Source organism: Bradyrhizobium sp. Mp19 (assembly GCF_029952935.1).
Taxonomy (GTDB): Bacteria; Pseudomonadota; Alphaproteobacteria; order Rhizobiales; family Xanthobacteraceae; genus Bradyrhizobium; species Bradyrhizobium elkanii.
Window position 1 is genome coordinate 1 of record NZ_JASAUT010000066.1, and the last position, 18,107, is coordinate 18,107.

Consider the following 18,107-nt stretch of genomic DNA (forward strand, 5'->3'; position numbering starts at 1 on the left):
GAGTTCGAGAAGTTAGCGGTCACTGAGCAGAATGGAGCGTTCAAGGCAGAGCTGTTAAAGCAAGCCTCGGCATACCGGCAGAGATGCGTGCGGCGAAATATGGTTTGCCGAAACCAAGCCCTCCAGAAATCAAGTGAGACTACCTACGCTGGAGCCCATTAAAAAGGCCGGAAACGACGAAGCCGCCGACCATGCTGCGCTCGCCATAAAGGCGCTTCGCAAGGCAGCGACCGGACAGCCTGCCGTGCAGCTTGCGCGCCAGCTTTTTCGCGGCCTGCCTCGTAACGCCGCAAGACTTCGCCAGCGCCTTCAGGACCCCGGCTCTTGCTCCCGAAGACCCGGGGCATATTCTCGATCAGTTTGGAGCGGTCCCGGCCGGCACCTCGCTGGGGCCGTTTCGCTTCGGGGAACAAGCAGCAGTCCAACGACGTTGAGTAGCCACGTGGGACTACTTGCCGGCCTCAGCAGTCTAAGCTGGGGCCTTTTTTGTCAGGGGACGGTTTTCGCGAGTTGTAAACAGCTTCGCCAAAATCTCAGCCTGCTCTTTTGTCAGCTTCTCGGCGAACGCGCCGTTCTTTTCTATCTGAGCCGGCCCTTTGAGTTCGCTATCGTAGACCATCCAGCCGTTGCCACCCTGCCGAACGAGGAAACGTCCCCGCATCGGGCGTCCAATAAATTCCATCTGCAACCACCATCTGCGAAATACGAGCTTCGTCGATTAGCTCGAAGGATGGAGCGTCGGCATTGAACTATGTGAATCGTGACGATCAACTTTAGACAAGCACCACCTGGCTTCCGCGGCGAACTGAAAACGGCCCCAACCAGGGGGCCGCCAACCCGAGCGATACGGGTTTTTCCTCTGGCAGTCGGGGGGCGCCTGAACAAGCTGGGCGGTGAGCCGACTCGGTGCCAAGCCCGTTCCTATCAACGAGGACCAGGATCATCGGAGATACGAGCATAAAATTGGACAGACGGCCAAAATCGAATCTGCAATCATCTTTGGCATCTGATGAGGAAATGATTCGGAGAAGCCATGCCGGTATGGTCGCACGAGGACGAGCTGAGGTTATTGCAGTTGGCGCGAGAAACCGATCTGACGCAGCGCGAGATTGGTCAGAAGCTCGGGCGTTCGGAGTCGGCCGTAAACCTACGTCTAGCCATGCTAAGGAAGCGTGCCGCCGGGAATAAATAGGGCAACGTGAAACGGGAACCAGGCGGCCAACTGTGGGTTTTGGCGTGCAGGTAATCATGGCAACTCGCATCGGCGCGCGCCTCACTGCGCTGCTGCAAATGATTCGATGACGGACGTCACGCATTTGACTCCAGGTGGCTTCTATTGGGTCCTTGTGCGCTCAAGCACGAAGCATCCCGAGTGGCAGCCGGCGCGTTGCGCTACTTGCCAAGGCGACGGCGTGAAGTGGGACTTCATCGGCTTCAATAGCGACGTCGGTCATCATTTCGTCGAGGTCGTCGACATCGGCCCAGAACTATCATCCTAAACGCTCGTGTTAAAATGCCCAGGAAGACTAGCGACAGCCCTGCTATCGATCCGCTGCGCGGATTCCCCATTTCTGTACAACCGCTGCGGCCCTGTCCCTTCTGCGGCGGTTCGGAAGTTTGGATCCACAGCGACATTGACCCAAAATTTGTAGTCTGCAAGGAATGTTCAGCTTTCGGTCCCAATGCGCCGACCGTTAGGCAGGCGGCCGAGCGTTGGAACAAACGAACCACCCCCTAAAGCCGAAGAACGGCGGAAGCGATTACTCGCTGGGACCGTTCGGGAACAAAGTTGCAACCGCGGCGTTTCGCGACCGCTTGGTTTGAGTGGTTTCCTTGGCCCCAGCTTGTATCCCTCGCTGGGGCCTCTTTGCGCGCATAAGACAGGCCGTCCGAAATAGGAGTGGCCCCGACAACCTTGGGGGCCTGCGGAGGCCGATGTCGGGGCCACTTGCCAGTCCCGCGTCGGGATTTGGCCTCAGAATGATTCTACAAGTTTCTAGACCTCGCAAGCAGGATCCCCGCTGTCTCTGCGAAGAGGTCTTTGCTTGGCTGCAGCATCGTCACGAAAGTTCAGCTTTCGCGGTACCCAAGGTGCTGGGGCCTTTTCTATACGGCGTAGGAACGAACGTGGCCGAGTCTTGTTTATCGGACGCTCAGATGCCGCCACTGCCCCCCGACTGCATCTGGGCATCAGTAGTGGCCCTAGCCAGTCCCCTCGCTGGGGCCGTCTCTTTAGAGGAGCAAGGTCGACAACTGAAGCGGCCTTACTCCCCATTTTCTCGATGTGCCTTGATTTCTGCGCGCGCGCTGGCGCTGTCCTGGATGGATTTCCGCAGATCTGCCAGCTGCGCGTCCCGCTGATCGGCGAGCGTTTTTCGTTGTATGCGCAACGCTTGACTTTCGGCGATAGCAAGCTGGGAGCGCGCGAACAGTGGATCGATCATCGGCAAGCTGTACTACAGCGCCTAAGTTCCGGCCCTGTCTTAGGATACGTCCGATTTTCTATCGTTGATCCCGTATCTGCTTTCCTCTTGGGGAAAGGGCTCATGGGATTTTCGGCCCGCAAACGTATCCGGCACTGGATCATTGAGGAGTTTGAGCGAGTGCTCGATTAGCTCGCGTGCCTGACCGGCGAGCTTTTCAAACCACCTTTGGTCAGGACGATAGTTGCGCTGTTCGGCCATAGCCGCGCTCCCTGTTGTGCAGGCGGGAGCGCTATCGGTCTCTCAGCCACCGACGCCTACGGGCAGAGCCTCGGCCGGTGATGAGGGTAAACTACCTCAGGACGTAACGGTTCAATATTGAACTTAATGCTTGGGTCGAAACGACAAATGCCGCGCGTTTGTAGGCGGCCTTACCTCAGTTGGTCCGCTTACTTAAGCGCACAGCGCGGCCAAGCGGTATAAGACTAGGTGTTCAGTCCCGAGGTCAAGTGGATGGGATCGATCCTGAAGCGGTTTGGTTCGTCGGCCCATGCTTTGCAGATAGCTTCATAGGGTGTGAGACCACGCAGGGTCTTAAGGCGTCTGGCGAAGTTGTAAGCATCAAGGAAGGCAGCGAGGTGATCTTCCAATTGCCGTGGGTCTCGTAGTGGTATCGCCGGACGGTTGCCTCCTTGAGCGTGCGGTTCATTCTCTCGACCTGACCGTTAGTCCAAGGATGATTGGGCTTGGTCAGGCGATGCTCGATGCGGTGTCCCAGGCAGGCCCGGTCGAAGGGATGGCCGCGCCAGCTTGCAGTGGCGCCATCACGATTCTTAGGCAGGTCGGCGAACTGGATACCGTTGTCGGTCAGTACAGTGTGGATCCGGAAAGGGACGGCCGCCACCAGTTCTTCGAGGAAGGCCCTGGCTGCTGCACCCGTGGCCTTCTTCACCAGCCGGGCGAAGGCGTATTTGGCGGTCCGGTCCACCGCCACGAAGAGATAGAGTTTGCCTTCCTCGGTGCGGACCTCAGCGATATCGATGTGGAAGTAGCCAATGGCGTAGCGCTTGAAGGGTTGCCTGGCGGGCTTGTCGCCGGCGATCTCGGGTAAGCGGCTGATCCCGTGACGTTGCAGGCAGCGGTGCAAGGACGAGCGCGTGAGATGCGGGATCGTCGCCTACAGCGCATAGAGACAGTCATCCAAAGGCAGGAGCGTGTGCTTGCGGAAGGCGAAGACCATCGCCTCTTCCTCGGCAGAAAGCACGGTCGAGCGCACGGTCTTTGGCCCCATCGGCGCATCGTGGACAAAGGTGCGCTTACGCCACTTGGCGACCGTCTTTTGGTTGAGCCCGTGCTGGGCGGCTAGCTCTTTGAGCGGAGCCTTCGATCGCTGTATTGCCGCTCGGATCGCGTGCGTGGTCGTGGCGCTGCCATGGAGTATCTGGCCCATAGGTCCTCCCGGAATGAAGGACCAGTTTGGCTGATTCCCCCACACTCCGGGACCAGACACCTAGGCCGCGCACGTACATTTGAGGCGCGGCCCTAGTGCGCAATGAGAGCGGTCAGCAACAGCACTGCAATAAGCAAGGAACCGCCGAAAATCGCGATAGCGAAACAGACACGCGCCGGGATCGAATAGGGATCGAAATGGGGCTGTTCAAGCATGGCGCTCCTTAAGCCTGCAGGCGGGAGCGCGATCGGTCTCTCAGCCACCGGCGCCTACGGGCAGAGCCTTGGCCGGTGATGTTTAGACAATGCTCCGGATAGCTAGAGGTTGCAAGGAACCTCTCAGCCTACTTGCGCAGCAGCACAACCGAACTCAGGCGAACAGGTCTTTGCCCGGCTGCAGCATCCTCACGAACGTCCCGCTCCTTGGCGTACTGCAAGCCGGCCCAGTACTCGGCCGGCGTCGCCTTTGTCCTGGTAGATCATCGGATAGTTGATCGTCTCAATGTAGATCCGGTCGTCCTGGATCGGTTCAAAGGCGCGGGCGTGCTCCATGATCCGGCGGGCAGCCTTTCTCCGGGTCCGCCCAGCGCCGGTCTTCCTTCATCTTCATCGTCGAATTCCATCCCGCCTTTGTGCAGCATAGATGTGAGGGGTGTGAATCTGGCTTTCGGCGGGACGGTGGCTATCAAACGTCGCGCCGCAGGGACAGCGCATCAGCGACGACGGCAGTTGAGAAGGCAGCTTTTCGCCGCGGTCCCACATGGCCTGCTTGCGCGCGATCCAATCGCGATGATCGCGCCAGGCCTGGAAATTCGCTTTGGTTATCTTCACAGCCACCGCTGTCGTTGCACAGCCCGTCACAGGCTCGCTGCTTGTGCTGCACGTCGGTTACTCCTTCTGGGAAGGATGGATCGTGGTCGATGGTGCTGTATCTCTCGTCTCACCGAATCTGCTGGCTGTGGTTTGCCTTCGGCATTCCAGTGTTCATGGCGGTGGCCGCTATACTCTGGCTGATGATAGCTAAACCTTAACTTGAGGTGTTTTGAAGCGTGATGGCAGTGCCGCCAGGATGCTCCGCTCGCGGTGGCATGCCAGCTTGCAGTAGTTGCCGGGGAGCGCGCAGGCCTCCGGGATGGTCGAGCGGATAGGAGGGGATACCTGTTAGGCCGCCAATCATCTTCAAAAGCGCCTGTTGCTCAGGCGCGCCTCCGTTATTGGCCAAGAACTCTGCGTGCGAGATGAATATACGCAATCGCTCTGGATGAATGTCCCGGTGGTCGAAGTTGCTAGCCTGTCGGGATCCGACCGGGCGGACGTGGTCGTGGTCGGTTCTGGCATTGCCGGGCTGCCGGTGGCGTAGAGCTTGTAAGCCGTGGGCGCTCCGTGATCGTGCTGGATCGACACCGGCATGACGGCGCGCACGACCGCGCATCTCGCCACAGCGCTGGACGACTATTCCAAGGTGCTCGTGGGCGCGCGCGGCGAGGAATGTGCGCCTTACTACCAAAGCGTCATGACCGCGATTGACCGCTGCCTGGAACTCGAAAACGTCGGCTGCGATTTCTGCCGGGTCGACGGAATCTGGGTGCATTGCCGAATCCCAGACCGGGCGGCCAACCGCCAGCGGCAGCAAAAGGGGAAAGGAGCCGCCTCGCAACGGCTCCGTCCTTCCGCTATTTCTTGCCCTCGCCGACCGTAGGCGCGGGCTTCTTGTCGAGATCCTGCGCCATCTCAAGATGATGCTTAAGCGCCGGCAGGGTTTTGCCGGCCCAATTCTTCAGATCCGCGTTATCGCCGCCCTTGGCATAGCGCTCGAACAGGTCGACGGCATCCTTATGAGCGCTGACCTGCATCGAATTGAACTCCGAGCTGAAGTCGTTACCGTTGGCACCCTTCAGCTTGTCGAGCTTGCTTTGGTGCGATGAATCGAGAGCGCTGGGCAATTCGGCTTTCACCTTGCCACTGGTGACAAGTCCCTTCAGCTCGGTGCTGGTTTTGGTGTGGTCCGTTACCATCTGGGAAGCGAAAGTCTTCTCCGCTGCATTTCCCTTCTGCTGTGCGAGCTTGTTAGACTCGATTTCAAACATGTCCGATATCGCGACCTGCTTGACAAAATCCACCGTCGAGGGGCTGACCCCGAGCACGGAATTGACCCCGGTCTTTTCGCTGACGGATTGCGCCATGACCGGTGTCGCCAGCAAAATGCACGCGATTGCTATTATAGTGCGTCTCATGTGTATCTCCATCAGTTTGCGGTCTTGCAATTGACGCCCTTGCGAGGCGTTAGTTGAGCTTAGTCGCCGTCTGCTCGTCGAATTTGGCGGCGAGGGATCGAACGATATCGTGTGGCTGAGCTTTCCATCCAGGCGATCAAGACGTCGTAGTGGCGACCGGCCGCAACAGGAGACCCGCCAGATAGCAGCGGCCTCAAGTAACCGGTCTTGCGGCATCTTCGACCGCTCGGGCGGTGGAACGATCCCGTGACCAAACGAGCCTGTTGCGGGTGTAGACCTCCTTGCGGTTGAGGTGGAACTGGACGCAGTAGCCGCCGCATTTGCGCTTTTCGCTGATTCCCGCCCCGTTCTTGGCCAAGCTATCGTCAAAGGCGAGGTGGTGGTTGGCCTACGCACTGCCCTGAAGTTTTAAGCCGAGTGCCGGTAAACGTGGCGGAGGTATACGCGTCACTACGCAGTGACCTGTACATCGGCTCCATTACTTCTTTTTCTTGGGGACTTTCTTGCCTTTTTTGCGGGCCTTGGAAAGTCCGATCGCGATCGCCTGCTTCTTGCTTTTTACCTTGCCGCCCTTTCCGCCACGGCCACTTTTGGCCGTCCCCTTCTTGTACCGTCGCATCTCGCTCTTGACGTCCGAGCCCGAGCTCTTCGAGTAGCGATGCTTCTTCTTGGCTTTTTTTGCCATGGGTTCTTCTCTTTCCACTAAAAGACACTGCTAGTTGAACTGCCAGAAGCATGACTTCCGCGCTGTCGGCTTTCCCATCCACCGCATCGACAATCTAGATGGCGCTGGCAAGTTCCGACGCACCAGTCCGAGCATCCGTTAGTGGATATACGGAATGCGGTGTCCTCATAGGAACGCTGCCAGATGTTTCACGCTTGATAGGTTGGAGAACCTCGATCGATGCGCCGCACCAGAATTCGGCTCAAGCACCAGCCATCCGACCAAGCCGGCCGACGCGGTTGGCGGCTTAGCACCGAGGAAGATGAAGAAGGTATCGAGGATTGGATGGTCGGCGGAGGCGACAGCCCGTCAGCTTGAACGGCAAATAGTCCCGGAAATTGTTGCTGCATCAACCAAGGGATCAGGGTAGCCACACGATGGTTCCTCCCAAGGGTTCACCTCCTATTTCGAGCCCGATTCAGCGGGCCAGCCGTTTGATGGTCTTGGCCGCACGGCTGGGACCATGCCAGCCGAGAAACTTCAGCTCCTTGTTCTCCAGCGCATTCGTTGCTCGAAAGAACTGTTCGAGGTCATCGCGTGCATGGGTGGGAAGATCGCGGATATCCTTGAGATCAGTTTCGAGCGGTGATCTATCAGGCACCGCAAACACCCGATCGTTGCGCTCCGTCTCGCCCTTTTTCTTCTGTTCGACTTCGAGAATGCCGATGGGACGGCAGCGCAGCACGACGCCCGGATAGGTCTGCGCGTCATGCAAGATCAGCACATCCAGCGGATCGCCATCCTCGGCCTTGGTCGAGGGAATGAACCCCCAGTCATAGGGATAGGTCAGGCCGGCCATCAGTGGCTTCGCCAAGGCAAAAACGCCAAGCTTCGGATCGAAATCGAGCTTGCATGAACTGCCGCGCGGCGTCTCGACCACGGCGAAGATGTTCTTATCGTCGGCCCAACTCGGCAGTTTTGTCAGATTGGTCATGGCGGACGACTCGGGCCTCGAAAGGAGCAGCGGGCCCGACGGAAATCGATCCGCCGAGCCCCGCCGGGAATCAGGCGGAGGTGGAGGCCTTCTTGTTGACACCCTTGCGCAACGCAACCGTATTGAGCTTGGCGTTCGCGGCCTTCTCTTCGTTTAGGTTCGTGGTAAGGAAGCGCACGATATCGTCGTGGCCGAGCTCCTCCGCCCAGGCGATCAAGGTGCCGTAGCGGCATATCTCGTAGTGCTCGACGGCCTGCGCGTTGGCGACGAGCGCCGCATCCAGCACCGTCTTGTCCTCGATCTCGCCGGCCGTCTCGTCGGCTTCCTTGATGATCCCGTCGATGGCTGGGCATTGCGTGCCGCTTGGCGATTGGCCGAGTTTCTCGAACACCTTTTCGAGACGCTCGATCTGCTTGTTGGTCTCCTCGAGATGGTTCTTGAGGCCCGTGGCCAGATCCCGGTTGGTGGCTTTGTCGATCATCTTCGGCAGGGCCTTGGTGATCTGCTCCTCGGCATAATAGATGTCCTGCAAGCCATGCAGCAGCAGATCATCCATCGTCTTGATGTCTTTGGTGAATAGTCCCATGACGCCGCTCCTCGCTCCTAAAGCGGGGGGAACGCATGCTCGCCGTGCTGGTTCCTGGGCGTGAACGCCACAGCCGGCCGGGAAGATTATGATGGTGGGGCGTCTCGTGCGTCCGCAGGAACTCGCGCAAACAGGCCGCGTTTTGCCTCTTTGGGTGGAGTTCAACATGGTCAGCACCTCGCTCTGGATGGAGACCGAAATCCTGCCGGAGGCGGGTGCCCTCAAAGGCGATGTGCAATGCGATGTCGCCGTGGTTGGTTCGGGCATCGCCGGACTGTCGACGGCGTACGAATTGATGAAGCGCGGCCGCTCGGTCATCGTCATCGACCGCAAGGGTATCGCAAGCGGCATGACGGCGCGCACCTCGGCGCATCTTGCGCCGCTTTGCGATGATTTGATGAGCGAATTCAGGAAGCTGCGCCGCGCCGAGGTCGCCAAGCTGTTCTACGAAAGTCAGGCCGCCGCCGTGGATCGCATCGAGGAAATCCAGACAAGCGAGAAAATTGCCTGCGACTTTCTCCGTCTTGACGGTTACCTTTTTCAAGGCAATGGCATGCCGGCCGACATATTCGATGAGGAGCTGGAAGCGGTGCGCGAGGTCGGCGCACCGGTGCACCGGTTGGTCGGCGTGCCGCTCAAGGGCTGCGAGAGCCGGCACGTCTTGCGCTATCCGCGCCAGGCAAAATTCCATCCCCTCAAATATCTCGCCGGACTTGCCGCCGCTTGCGCAAGCGGCAGCGTCCGTTTCTTTGCCAACAGCCCGGTCGAGGAAGTCGCCGAACATGACGGCGGCGTCACGCTGCGAACCTCACAGGGGCAGATCACGGCCGTGCATGCTGTCATCGCGACCAACGCATCAATCGCCGACCGCTTTCAACTGCATACCAAGGTTTCTCCTTACCGCACTTACGTGCTCGCCTTTGCCATCGCGCGGGGCGAACTGCCCGACGCGCTCTATTGGGACACCGAAGATCCCTACCATTATGTGCGGCTGCAAACGGGCCCCGAGGAGGATGATTTCGTGCTGGTCGGCGGCGAAGACCATAAAAGCGGTGAGGCCAACGATGCCGACCAGCGCTTTGCTCGGCTGGAGAACTGGGCGCGTGAATTGATCCCGGCTTTGGACCGCATAACCCATCGCTGGTCGGGTCAGGTTCTCGACACGATCGACTATGCCGGCTTCATCGGCCGCGAGCCCGGCAGCGAGCGCATTTACCTTGCGATGGGCGATTCAGGCCAGGGTCTGACCCATGGTGTGATGGGCGCGATGCTGAACACAGCCCTCATTCTGGGCGAAGATCATCCGTGGAAGTCCGTCTATGCGCCGGATCGCAAGCCGCTCGCTGCGGCGCGGAATTTCCTGCGCGAGAACATGACGATCCTGCAAAACCTCGCGGAATATGTGGCGCCGGGTGAAATCGCTTCGCTCGAAGAGCTTCAGCCCGGTGAGGGCGCCATTCTGCGGCGGGGACTCGAAAAGATCGCAGCCTACAAGGACAAGGCTGGCGAACTGCATCTTCATTCGGCCAGTTGCACGCATATTGGCTGTCATCTGCACTGGAACAGCTTCGAGAGCTGCTGGGATTGTCCGTGCCACGGTTCGATCTTTGCGCCCAACGGACGGCCGATCAATGCTCCGGCCGTGTCGGCTTTGCGCCCGGTAAAGGTCTAGCGAGATCCGGTCAAGGCTTAGGGAGCGTTCCATCTTCAAGGACGAGGACATCGAGCAGGGCGATCTGCGTAGCCCGCGCACACCGTGGGCCGTCCTACGGCCGCTGCCAATTGAGCCGATCGTTGACAGCTTTCGGTGCAAGGTGCTGATCGTCGGTGCCGGCATCACCGGTGCGCTGATGGCCGAGCGCCTGACACGGCAAGGCCGCCAGGTGGTCATCATCGATCGCGAGCTTCCCAGTCTCGGCAGCACGGTGGCCAGCACCGCCATGCTGCTCTGGGAAATCGACCGGCCGCTGTTCGAACTTGCGCAGCTCTATGGTTTCGAGAAGGCGGTGCGCTGCTATCGGGCCAGCCACCATGCCGCGCAGGGCCTGCCGTCCCTGGTTTGGCAGCATGGAATTGCCTGCCAGATGCGACGGCGTCTCTCGCTCTATCTCGTCGTCGATGACAGTCCGAACCTTGTTCAGGATGAATGTGCGCTGAGGGGCCGCGCCGATCTGCCGTCCCTCTATCTCGATCACGCCGCGCTGCTGAAGCGCTTCGGCATCGCGCGGGCGGGCGCCCTTTTGTCAAGGGACGCGGCCGATGCCGATCCTGTGCTGCTCACACATGGCCTGCTTGATATCTCCCTGCAACGCGGTGCCCGCCTTCTCAAGGCCAACGCGGTTGCCTATGACAGCACGGCCCAGAGCGTCACCGTCGGCCTTGAGAACGGACTTTCGATCGAGGCGCGCCAGGTTGTGCTCGCGACCGGCTATGTGATGCCGGATATTGTGCGGCCCACGGCGCAGCAGCCAGCTTCCAGCTGGGCCATCGCGAGCCGGCGGCAGCCAGGCCATCTGTGGCCCGAACAGGCGCTCATCTGGGAAGCGAGCCGGAACTATCACTATGCGCGGACCACCACTGATGGCCGCATCATCCTTGGTGGCGAAGATGACCGTGCGCTCATCGAGCCTCACGCTCGTGCCACGCCTGCCAAGGTGAGGGCGCTCAAAGATTATCTGAAGGCGCTTTGGCCGCATGCATCGGAAGATGTGGCGTTCGGCTGGTCGGGCGCCTTCGATACCACACATGACGGATTGCCGTTGATCGGCAGGGTGCCCGGCTCCAAGAATATCTTCGCCGCCTTTGGCTATGGCGGCAACGGCATTACCTTCAGCTTCCTCGCGGTGGAACTTATGGCGGCGATGTTTGCCGGAGGTTCTTCGCCCCTGTTCGATGATCTTGCGATTGATCGCGATATTCCCGGCTAAGACGCGCGATCAGGCTGCCCAGCATGAAGGCGACGAGCAGCGAGGGCAGCGGAGCCTCTCGCACCACATCACGCAGAAACGCGAGCGCCTGGCCCGGCGGCTGCCCTTCTTCCAGCTTTCGTGCTGTGATTGCGCTTCATCGCTCCGCGCCGCACCTGATCCGCCATTCCCTGCTCCTTCAATCTGGGCAATAGACCGGCGGCGGAACCGTTCCTACTGCGAACGCTGTGGCCGTACCCGGTGCTTTAGCAACGAAGGGGACCCGAGGCCATTCTGAAAGGACCGACAACGATCGATCAAGGATGGTCATGGCTCAAGATCCGCCGGAGCCTAAACGAGACGGCAAAGGGGCCACATCTCGGGCTCTCGCAAGCCTGCACGGGAAGTTCAGGAGCCCTTCACCATCCGCCCGCCGGAAACCGATCACGGCTCAATGCCCAATCTGAAATGGTCGTTCGCTGCTGAACCAATGGCTTCCACGCGCGCTTGTCGAAGCGCATTTGAAAGTCACGGGTGACGTCCTGGCGCGGCTCCTGACCACCAAAGCGGCGGTGATCGCACGATGGTATTCCCGCGACCAATCATCGAGCAGGAGGTCGAAATGCCGCCGCGTGGCGTCCGTATGGAGGCGATGGAGGCACGTTCTGTCGATGCCATTCCAGTCGGAAAGGAGTGGCAATATGAACCCAAATGGGACGGATTTCGTTGCCTGCTGGCGCGGGACCGGGACGCGGTGTCCATGCGCTCGAAGTCCGGCCAGAATCTTGCCCGATACTTCCCGGAGATCGTCGCCGCAGCCCGCGATTTGCGCGAACGGAGGTTTGTGCTTGACGGCGAGCTCGTCGTCGAGGTTGGCGGGCAATTTTCGTTCGATGACCTCCTGCAGCGCATCCATCCGGCCGCTAGCCGCGTTCAGAAGCTGTCCCGGGACACGCCGGCCCTGTTTCTCGCTTTCGATCTGCTGGAGCTGGGCGACAAAAAGTTGGCCGACCAACCGTTGTCCCGACGGCGACCTCAGTTGGAAAAGCTTGCTGGCCGCAATTTTTCGCGCGCGCCGCTATTTCGGCTATCGCCGGCCAGCACGAAGTTCGGGGATGCCGAGCGGTGGCTGCAATCGGCAGGCGGCGGAAGTGACGGCGTGGTCGCCAAGCGGCTCGATCTTCCGTACCAGACCGGGAAGCGCGAGGGCATGCAGAAGATCAAGCGATATCGCAGCGCTGATTGCGTCATTGGAGGCTTTCGCTACGGCGAGAAGCTGCAGGCCGGCCGCAAAGCTGTCGCCTCATTGCTGCTGGGGCTTTACGATGCAGACGGCCTCCTGCACCACGTCGGCTTTTCGTCAGCCATCAAGGCAAAGGACAAACCGGCGCTGACCGAAAGACTCGAGATGATTGCGGCGACCAAAAGCTTCACTGGCAACGCGCCAGGCGGACCAAGCCGATGGTCGACGAGACGATCGTCCGAATGGCAGGCGGTGAAGCCGAAATACGTTGTCGAAGTGTCCTACGATCACTTCACCGGTGGCCGCTTTCGGCACGGTACGACCATCCTTAGATGGAGGTCCGACAAGAAGGCGGACCAGTGCACCATGGAACAGATGAAGCAAAAGATCGCGCGGGACCTCATGAGGGCGATCGAGCCAGCCTGACGGATACTTGGGGTCTATCGCATGTCCCGGATCTCGCAGGCCAACACGCCCCGATCGCGTTCGCGCCAACGACAACCCAGTCTTGGCGCAGCAGGTCGTAGACGACCTACAACGTAGGCCCAAGGGTGAGGGCTGCGAGCATCCCAAGCGAGAGGTCGCCCGTCGATCCACGCGGCCAAGCCTTCCTCAACTGAGGGATGTAAGACAGCGATGCGAGAAAGGCCGCGATGCCGCCAATAGAGGATGCGAATTTACCTATCACACTCTATGGCCACTCCTCGCCTGCCGACGGTGCAGATCCTCGGAGCGAGCCGGTTGCTCGGACTGCCGGCCAGCATTCGCGTCGTATCCCCTGTCAATGAATGCCGCACGGCAAACGGTGAGGAATAAGAACCGTTCCTAACGTCCTGCGATCGTCACGCGAGCCACTGGCCATCAGCGTTTCCGTCGTCACTCGACCTGCTCGCCGAACCGGTTCAAGTAGACCGCCATCATGGCGTCGTGAGTCTCGTCCGCGGAACTGCAGAACGCGTCGGTCACCAGGACGACGCGAAAAGCCCAATCGATCGCGCCGAGCGCGGTAGCGAGCACGCAAACCTCCGTCTCGCCTCCCGTAACGACGATCGTACCGACCAGCTTCTCGCGCCGGCGAAGATGCAGGTCGGATCCGGTCCACGGAGAGTAAACGTGCTTGTCGTAAATCGTGGCCGGGGGAACGAAGTAGGCGAGCTCCGGAACGAGATCGACTATATCTGGGCCAAGACGATCGATTGTCATCGAGCTCCGTCGCTCGTAGTACCGTCGCCACATCCCCGCACCTTGGCCTGAGGACCGGGCTGGGATGAAGCGGGTAAAAGTCGCCCGCTCGGGATGCCTTGCCGTGATGGCGACGATACTAGGAATCACCCGATCGAACCACGGCGTCCTCCATTCGGTGTCCTCTGCGAACATCCGTTGCATGTCGACGCAGATGTGAATCGTGTTGGCGCCGGATGGCCCCAGCCGTAGCACATCTCTCTTGGCCATCCTTCGGTCGTCTCAAGGACTTTGCCGTATCGGACGCAACAAGGGTGTTCCTTCATGGTTCCTTCGTTAACGCGCCCCGGGCGACTCGACCGGATGCCCTCGGGAACCACGAGATGCAGCCGGGCTTTTACCTCTCGATGTTCGAGAAAGCCGATAGAAGTGAAGAACTGACTTCCGCGATGGCCGACGGTTTCGTCCGCGTCCGCGGAGCGCGGGAGCATAACCTCCGGAACGTTTCGCTCGACATCCCACGCAAATGAGCTCGTGGTCTTCACAGGCGTGTCCGGATCCGGCAAGTCCTCCTTAGCGTTTGGGACGTTATACGCGGAGGCTCAACGTCGTTATCTCGAATCCGTATCACCTTACGCACGTCGGCTATTCCATCAGATGCAGGTGCCCGACGTCGACGCAGTTGAAGGATTGCCGCCAGCCGTCGCCCTTCAGCAGCAGCACGGGTCGCCGACAACCAGGTCGTCGGTGGGAAGGCGTCACGACGCTCTCCAACCTCTTGCGCATACTGTATTCGCGGGCGGGCACATATCTGCGCGGGCAGGCCTTGCTTTACGCGGAGTCCTTCTCGCCTAACACGCCGGAAGGCGCCTGTCCGAACTGTCACGGCATCGGGCGAATTCATCAGGTCGTCGAACGAAGTCTGGTACCCGACGACACTTTGACGATCCGTGATCGCGCCATTGCGGCTTGGCCTTCGGCTTGGCAGGGCCAGAATCTCCGGGACATTCTCGTCACCTTGGGGTATGACGTCGATAGGCCGTGGCGCGAGCTTTCGAAGAAAGATCGTGACTGGATTCTCTTCACGGACGAGCAGCCAACCGTACCGGTGTATGCGGGATACACGCCAGCCGAGACGCGAAAAGCCCTGAAGCGCAAGGAGGAGCCCAGCTATATGGGCACCTTCACCGGCGCCCGCCGGTACGTGCTTCAGACATATGCCACCACGCAGAGCATCATGATGAAGCGGCGTGTAGCGCAGTTTCTGTCGAGCGATGATTGCCCGGTCTGCGATGGAAAGCGGCTAAAAGCGGAAGCGCTTTCGGTCAAATTCGCAGGAATGGACATTGCCGAGATGTCTCGCCTGCCGTTGGGCAAGCTCGACGAGCTTATCAAACCGTACATTGATGGAAGCAAGAAAGACGGTACCGACGATCATCCCGAAAAGGCGCTTGTCGTTCAGAGAATCGTCGAGGATCTCGTCGGGCGTCTCGAAGTTCTGCTTGAGCTAGGCCTCGGTTATCTCACCTTAGAGCGCAGCACGCCGACGTTATCGCCGGGCGAACTGCAGCGTCTCCGGCTCGCGACGCAGGTCCGATCGAACCTGTTCGGGGTCGTCTACGTACTGGACGAGCCCTCCGCTGGCCTGCACCCGGCAGACATTGAGGCGCTCTTGCGGGCACTCGGGCGCCTGAAGGCATCGGGAAATTCGCTCTTTGTCGTTGAACACGAGCTCGATGTGGTGCGCGAGGCCGACTGGATCGTCGACGTTGGGCCCGCTGCCGGGGACCAGGGCGGTCGGATACTCTACAGCGGGCGCCTTGCCGGTTTGGCCAAAGTCGAAGCGTCCCAAACACGAAGGTATCTGTTCGAAGATGCCGCGAGGGCACCACGCAAGATCCGTCGGCCGAGCAGCTGGCTGAAGCTGCGGAACGTGACGCGGAATAACCTGAGCCGTCTCGATGCCGACCTCCCTCTCGGCGTCCTTACATGTGTGACCGGCGTGTCCGGCTCGGGCAAATCCACTCTCATCAGCCAGTTTCTCGTCGAGGCGATCGCGGAGAAGCTAGGTCAGCGCCGCAAATCCGATCTGGACGAAGCTGAGCTGCAGGAGACCGTGCGTACGCTGAGTGGGAAGATTACGGAAGGGTTGGATCGCGTTAAACGTCTCGTTGTGGTCGATCAGAAGCCGATCGGGCGGACCCCGCGGTCCAATTTGGCGACTTACACCGGCTTGCTCGATCACGTGCGTAAACTTTTCGCCGGGACGAAGCAGGCGCGTGCCAGGCGCTACGACGCGGGCAGATTTTCGTTCAATGTGGCCAAGGGCCGTTGCGAAACCTGCGAGGGCGAAGGCTATGTATGCGTAGAGCTGCTATTCCTTCCGAGCGTCTATACTCCGTGTCCGACGTGCCGGGGCGCTCGCTATAACCCGAAAACTCGAGATCAAGATACGGGACAAGTCGATCGCCGATGTGCTGGCGATGACCGTCGACGCGGCTTTCGAGTTCTTTAAAGACGATGACGTTCTTTCGCGCTCTTTGGGCGTTCTGCGCGAGGTCGGGCTCGGTTACATTAGACTTGGCCAGTCGGCCACCGAACTTTCAGGAGGAGAGGCGCAACGCGTCAAACTCGCCACCGAGCTCCAGCGCGCCCATCGTGGCGGCACATTATACGTTCTCGACGAGCCGACGACGGGACTGCATCCGTCCGATGTCACAAAGCTCGGCAATCAGCTGCAAGGGCTCGTCGAGGCTGGCAACACCGTCGTTCTGGTCGAGCATGATATGTCTGTTGCAGCGGAGAGCGACTGGATCGTAGAAGTCGGCCCTGGCGCTGGAAACGAAGGAGGTCGCATCGTGGCGTCCGGACGACCGGATCAAGTTGCTGCCTCCGGGAGCCGGACAGCAGAATATTTGAAGCGAGCGCTCTAACGAGTTCATCGAAGGCCGCCAGCCCCCATAGGAACACCGGGGGACGCAGTTGGTTGTTTGCCATCGCCTGCCCGAAAGAGACACGCATGGAAAGCATCCTCGTCGCCGAATTCGATACTAGCCGCGCGGCAGAGCTCGCGGTCGAGCACGTTGTGCAGGAGTGCGGAGTCCAGAGAACCGACGTGGTGCAGCCGATGGGCGCCGACAATACATCCGGCGATCGACCCGCGCTCGCCGACGTGAAGGTAAAGCCGAAGCCGGGCGAGAAGCTTGGGGGCCCGATCGAAGTATCCGTCGACTTCCATGGCGACGATCCGAAGCGCGTCGCGGACGCGCTGAAATCCGTTGGTGCTAAGGCCGTCCGGATGAAGTAAAGGACAGAATCATGCCCGAATATCCCAAACCGCCGTTTCCCAGCCAGCGACAACCCATGCCAGGCTCGACGGGGAAGATGGACCCGCGCCCGGATCATGGCGAGACAAGCTATAAGGGCTCGGGACGGCTTCAAGGCAAGTGCGCCATTATTACTGGCGGCGACAGCGGCATCGGGCGCGCGGTCGCCATAGCCTTCGCCCGCGAGGGCGCCGACGTCCTGATCGCCTACCTTGACGAAAGCGACGATGCGAAAGAAGTCGCGGCGATGATCGAGAAGGAAGGGCGCAGGGCTGTCCTCGTCGAGGGCGACCTTCGCTCGGCCGACCATTGCCGCACCGTGGTCGACCGCGCCGTGCAGGAACTTGGCGGCGTCGACATTCTCGTCAATAATGCCGCGCATCAGGCGACCTTCGCCGACATCGGCGACATCAGCGACGAAGAATGGCGCATGACCTTCGAGGTGAACATCCATGCGATGTTTTACCTCGCCAAGGCCGCGGTCCCGCATATGAAGCCTGGAGGCGCCATCATTAACACGGCATCGGTAAATTCCGACATGCCGAACCCGATACTGCTCGCCTACGCGACGACGAAGGGAGCGATCCAGAACTTTACGGGCGGTCTGGCCCAGATGCTGGCGGAGAACGGCATCCGGGTGAATGCCGTTGCGCCGGGTCCAATTTGGACCCCGCTCATTCCCTCGACGATGCCAGAGGAAACCGTAAAGAACTTTGGCAAGCAAGTGCCGCTGAAGCGGGCTGGCCAGCCGGCTGAACTCGCCACAGCCTACGTGATGCTCGCCGACCCGCTATCCAGCTACACTTCGGGCACGACCGTCGCGGTGACCGGAGGCAAACCCTTCATCTGAGAGGTGGCCGGCATAAAGCATCCCGTGACGCCCGATGGCCGCTACTTCGTCGTAAATGGGAAGCTTGGGTCTCAGCAATGCGGACGTTGAGCAAGTCGGATCGTAGCCATGTCGTTCTGTGAGCCAAGGAGTTGCCAGACATATTTGTCTTCCTAAGACCGCTTGGCCTCCGACTTGTGAGCCAAGGAGTTGCCAGACATATTTGTCTTCCTAAGACCGCTTGGCCTCCGCCTTGCGGTGCCGATCACCG

General features: G+C 60.0%; 17 protein-coding genes and 4 pseudogenes. 9 read left to right on the forward strand and 12 right to left on the reverse strand.

Annotated features, from left to right (window positions below):
* Positions 1-469: 469 nt before the first annotated feature.
* Positions 470-682, reverse strand: coding sequence for a hypothetical protein (locus QJT82_RS38840; RefSeq protein WP_018270266.1), 213 nt, complete (start codon positions 680-682; stop codon positions 470-472).
* Between the two features lie 351 nt (positions 683-1,033).
* On the opposite strand from QJT82_RS38840, the gene QJT82_RS38845 reads away from it, so the two are divergent.
* The gene (locus tag QJT82_RS38845) at positions 1,034-1,192 is read left to right on the forward strand and encodes a sigma factor-like helix-turn-helix DNA-binding protein (RefSeq protein WP_018270267.1); all 159 of its coding nucleotides are present in this window, start codon (positions 1,034-1,036) and stop codon (positions 1,190-1,192) included.
* 1,072 nt (positions 1,193-2,264) lie between these two features.
* On the opposite strand, the gene QJT82_RS38850 is transcribed toward QJT82_RS38845, so the two are convergent.
* The 5 genes and pseudogenes from QJT82_RS38850 to QJT82_RS38870 all read right to left on the reverse strand — a co-directional run bounded on the left by QJT82_RS38850 (position 2,265) and on the right by QJT82_RS38870 (position 4,703).
* On the reverse strand, positions 2,265-2,444 hold the full coding sequence (locus QJT82_RS38850; RefSeq protein ID WP_080650328.1) for a hypothetical protein: 180 nt from the start codon (positions 2,442-2,444) through the stop codon (positions 2,265-2,267).
* A 39-nt stretch (positions 2,445-2,483) separates the two neighbouring features.
* Entirely contained in the window at positions 2,484-2,684 is a 201-nt protein-coding gene (locus tag QJT82_RS38855) for a hypothetical protein (protein ID WP_155258693.1), read from the reverse strand.
* A gap of 224 nt (positions 2,685-2,908) precedes the next feature.
* Positions 2,909-3,873 (reverse strand): annotated as a pseudogene (locus QJT82_RS38860) (IS481 family transposase).
* A 92-nt stretch (positions 3,874-3,965) separates the two neighbouring features.
* On the reverse strand, positions 3,966-4,088 hold the full coding sequence (locus tag QJT82_RS38865; RefSeq protein WP_259244559.1) for a hypothetical protein: 123 nt from the start codon (positions 4,086-4,088) through the stop codon (positions 3,966-3,968).
* 390 nt (positions 4,089-4,478) lie between these two features.
* The gene (locus QJT82_RS38870) at positions 4,479-4,703 is read right to left on the reverse strand and encodes a hypothetical protein (RefSeq protein ID WP_196238216.1); all 225 of its coding nucleotides are present in this window, start codon (positions 4,701-4,703) and stop codon (positions 4,479-4,481) included.
* Between QJT82_RS38870 and QJT82_RS38875 the strand changes: the two are divergent.
* A pseudogene (locus QJT82_RS38875) lies at positions 4,696-4,903 on the forward strand (DUF2269 family protein); the annotation flags it as partial. The gene QJT82_RS38870 and the pseudogene QJT82_RS38875 sit on opposite strands and share 8 nt — an antisense overlap.
* A 377-nt stretch (positions 4,904-5,280) precedes the next feature.
* On the forward strand, positions 5,281-5,571 hold the full coding sequence (locus tag QJT82_RS38880) for a hypothetical protein (RefSeq protein WP_080686891.1): 291 nt from the start codon (positions 5,281-5,283) through the stop codon (positions 5,569-5,571).
* Here QJT82_RS38880 and QJT82_RS38885 read toward each other — a convergent pair.
* The 4 genes and pseudogenes from QJT82_RS38885 to QJT82_RS38900 all read right to left on the reverse strand — a co-directional run bounded on the left by QJT82_RS38885 (position 5,546) and on the right by QJT82_RS38900 (position 8,350).
* Positions 5,546-6,106 carry a DUF4142 domain-containing protein gene (locus QJT82_RS38885; RefSeq protein WP_028343205.1) on the reverse strand — a complete coding sequence of 187 codons (561 nt, stop codon included), beginning with the start codon at positions 6,104-6,106 and terminating at the stop codon, positions 5,546-5,548. The genes QJT82_RS38880 and QJT82_RS38885 overlap by 26 nt on opposite strands.
* Positions 6,107-6,593: 487 nt before the next feature.
* Positions 6,594-6,791 (reverse strand): annotated as a pseudogene (locus QJT82_RS38890) (DUF6496 domain-containing protein); the annotation flags it as partial.
* 457 nt (positions 6,792-7,248) lie between these two features.
* Positions 7,249-7,710 (reverse strand): inorganic diphosphatase, encoded by a 462-nt coding sequence (locus QJT82_RS38895; protein WP_229158072.1) that lies wholly within the window; start codon positions 7,708-7,710, stop codon positions 7,249-7,251.
* Positions 7,711-7,834: 124 nt separating this feature from the next.
* Positions 7,835-8,350 carry a ferritin-like domain-containing protein gene (locus QJT82_RS38900; RefSeq protein WP_016841005.1) on the reverse strand — a complete coding sequence of 172 codons (516 nt, stop codon included), beginning with the start codon at positions 8,348-8,350 and terminating at the stop codon, positions 7,835-7,837.
* A 166-nt stretch (positions 8,351-8,516) separates the two neighbouring features.
* Between QJT82_RS38900 and QJT82_RS38905 the strand changes: the two genes are divergently transcribed.
* The 3 genes from QJT82_RS38905 to QJT82_RS38915 all read left to right on the forward strand — a co-directional run bounded on the left by QJT82_RS38905 (position 8,517) and on the right by QJT82_RS38915 (position 12,925).
* Positions 8,517-10,022 carry an FAD-dependent oxidoreductase gene (locus QJT82_RS38905; RefSeq protein ID WP_028343207.1) on the forward strand — a complete coding sequence of 502 codons (1,506 nt, stop codon included), beginning with the start codon at positions 8,517-8,519 and terminating at the stop codon, positions 10,020-10,022.
* Positions 10,023-10,164: 142 nt separating this feature from the next.
* Entirely contained in the window at positions 10,165-11,277 is a 1,113-nt protein-coding gene (locus QJT82_RS38910; protein WP_080686892.1) for an FAD-dependent oxidoreductase, read from the forward strand.
* A gap of 631 nt (positions 11,278-11,908) precedes the next feature.
* On the forward strand, positions 11,909-12,925 hold the full coding sequence (locus QJT82_RS38915) for an ATP-dependent DNA ligase (protein WP_028343209.1): 1,017 nt from the start codon (positions 11,909-11,911) through the stop codon (positions 12,923-12,925).
* Positions 12,926-13,031: 106 nt separating this feature from the next.
* Here the strand turns inward: QJT82_RS38915 and QJT82_RS38920 are convergent, their stop codons facing one another.
* The gene (locus tag QJT82_RS38920) at positions 13,032-13,187 is read right to left on the reverse strand and encodes a PQ-loop domain-containing transporter (RefSeq protein ID WP_240536852.1); all 156 of its coding nucleotides are present in this window, start codon (positions 13,185-13,187) and stop codon (positions 13,032-13,034) included.
* 188 nt (positions 13,188-13,375) lie between these two features.
* Positions 13,376-13,951 carry an isochorismatase family cysteine hydrolase gene (locus QJT82_RS38925; protein ID WP_035632636.1) on the reverse strand — a complete coding sequence of 192 codons (576 nt, stop codon included), beginning with the start codon at positions 13,949-13,951 and terminating at the stop codon, positions 13,376-13,378.
* Positions 13,952-14,088: 137 nt separating this feature from the next.
* On the opposite strand from QJT82_RS38925, the pseudogene QJT82_RS38930 reads away from it, so the two are divergent.
* The 3 genes and pseudogenes from QJT82_RS38930 (at position 14,089) to QJT82_RS38940 (ending at position 17,857) form a co-directional block, all read left to right on the forward strand.
* Positions 14,089-16,614 (forward strand): annotated as a pseudogene (locus QJT82_RS38930) (excinuclease ABC subunit UvrA).
* Between the two features lie 53 nt (positions 16,615-16,667).
* Positions 16,668-16,988: a hypothetical protein gene (locus QJT82_RS38935; protein ID WP_240536853.1), complete on the forward strand. Its 321-nt coding sequence runs from the start codon at positions 16,668-16,670 to the stop codon at positions 16,986-16,988.
* Positions 16,989-16,999: 11 nt separating this feature from the next.
* Positions 17,000-17,857: a glucose 1-dehydrogenase gene (locus QJT82_RS38940; RefSeq protein ID WP_028343210.1), complete on the forward strand. Its 858-nt coding sequence runs from the start codon at positions 17,000-17,002 to the stop codon at positions 17,855-17,857.
* The last annotated feature ends 250 nt before the right edge of the window (positions 17,858-18,107 follow it).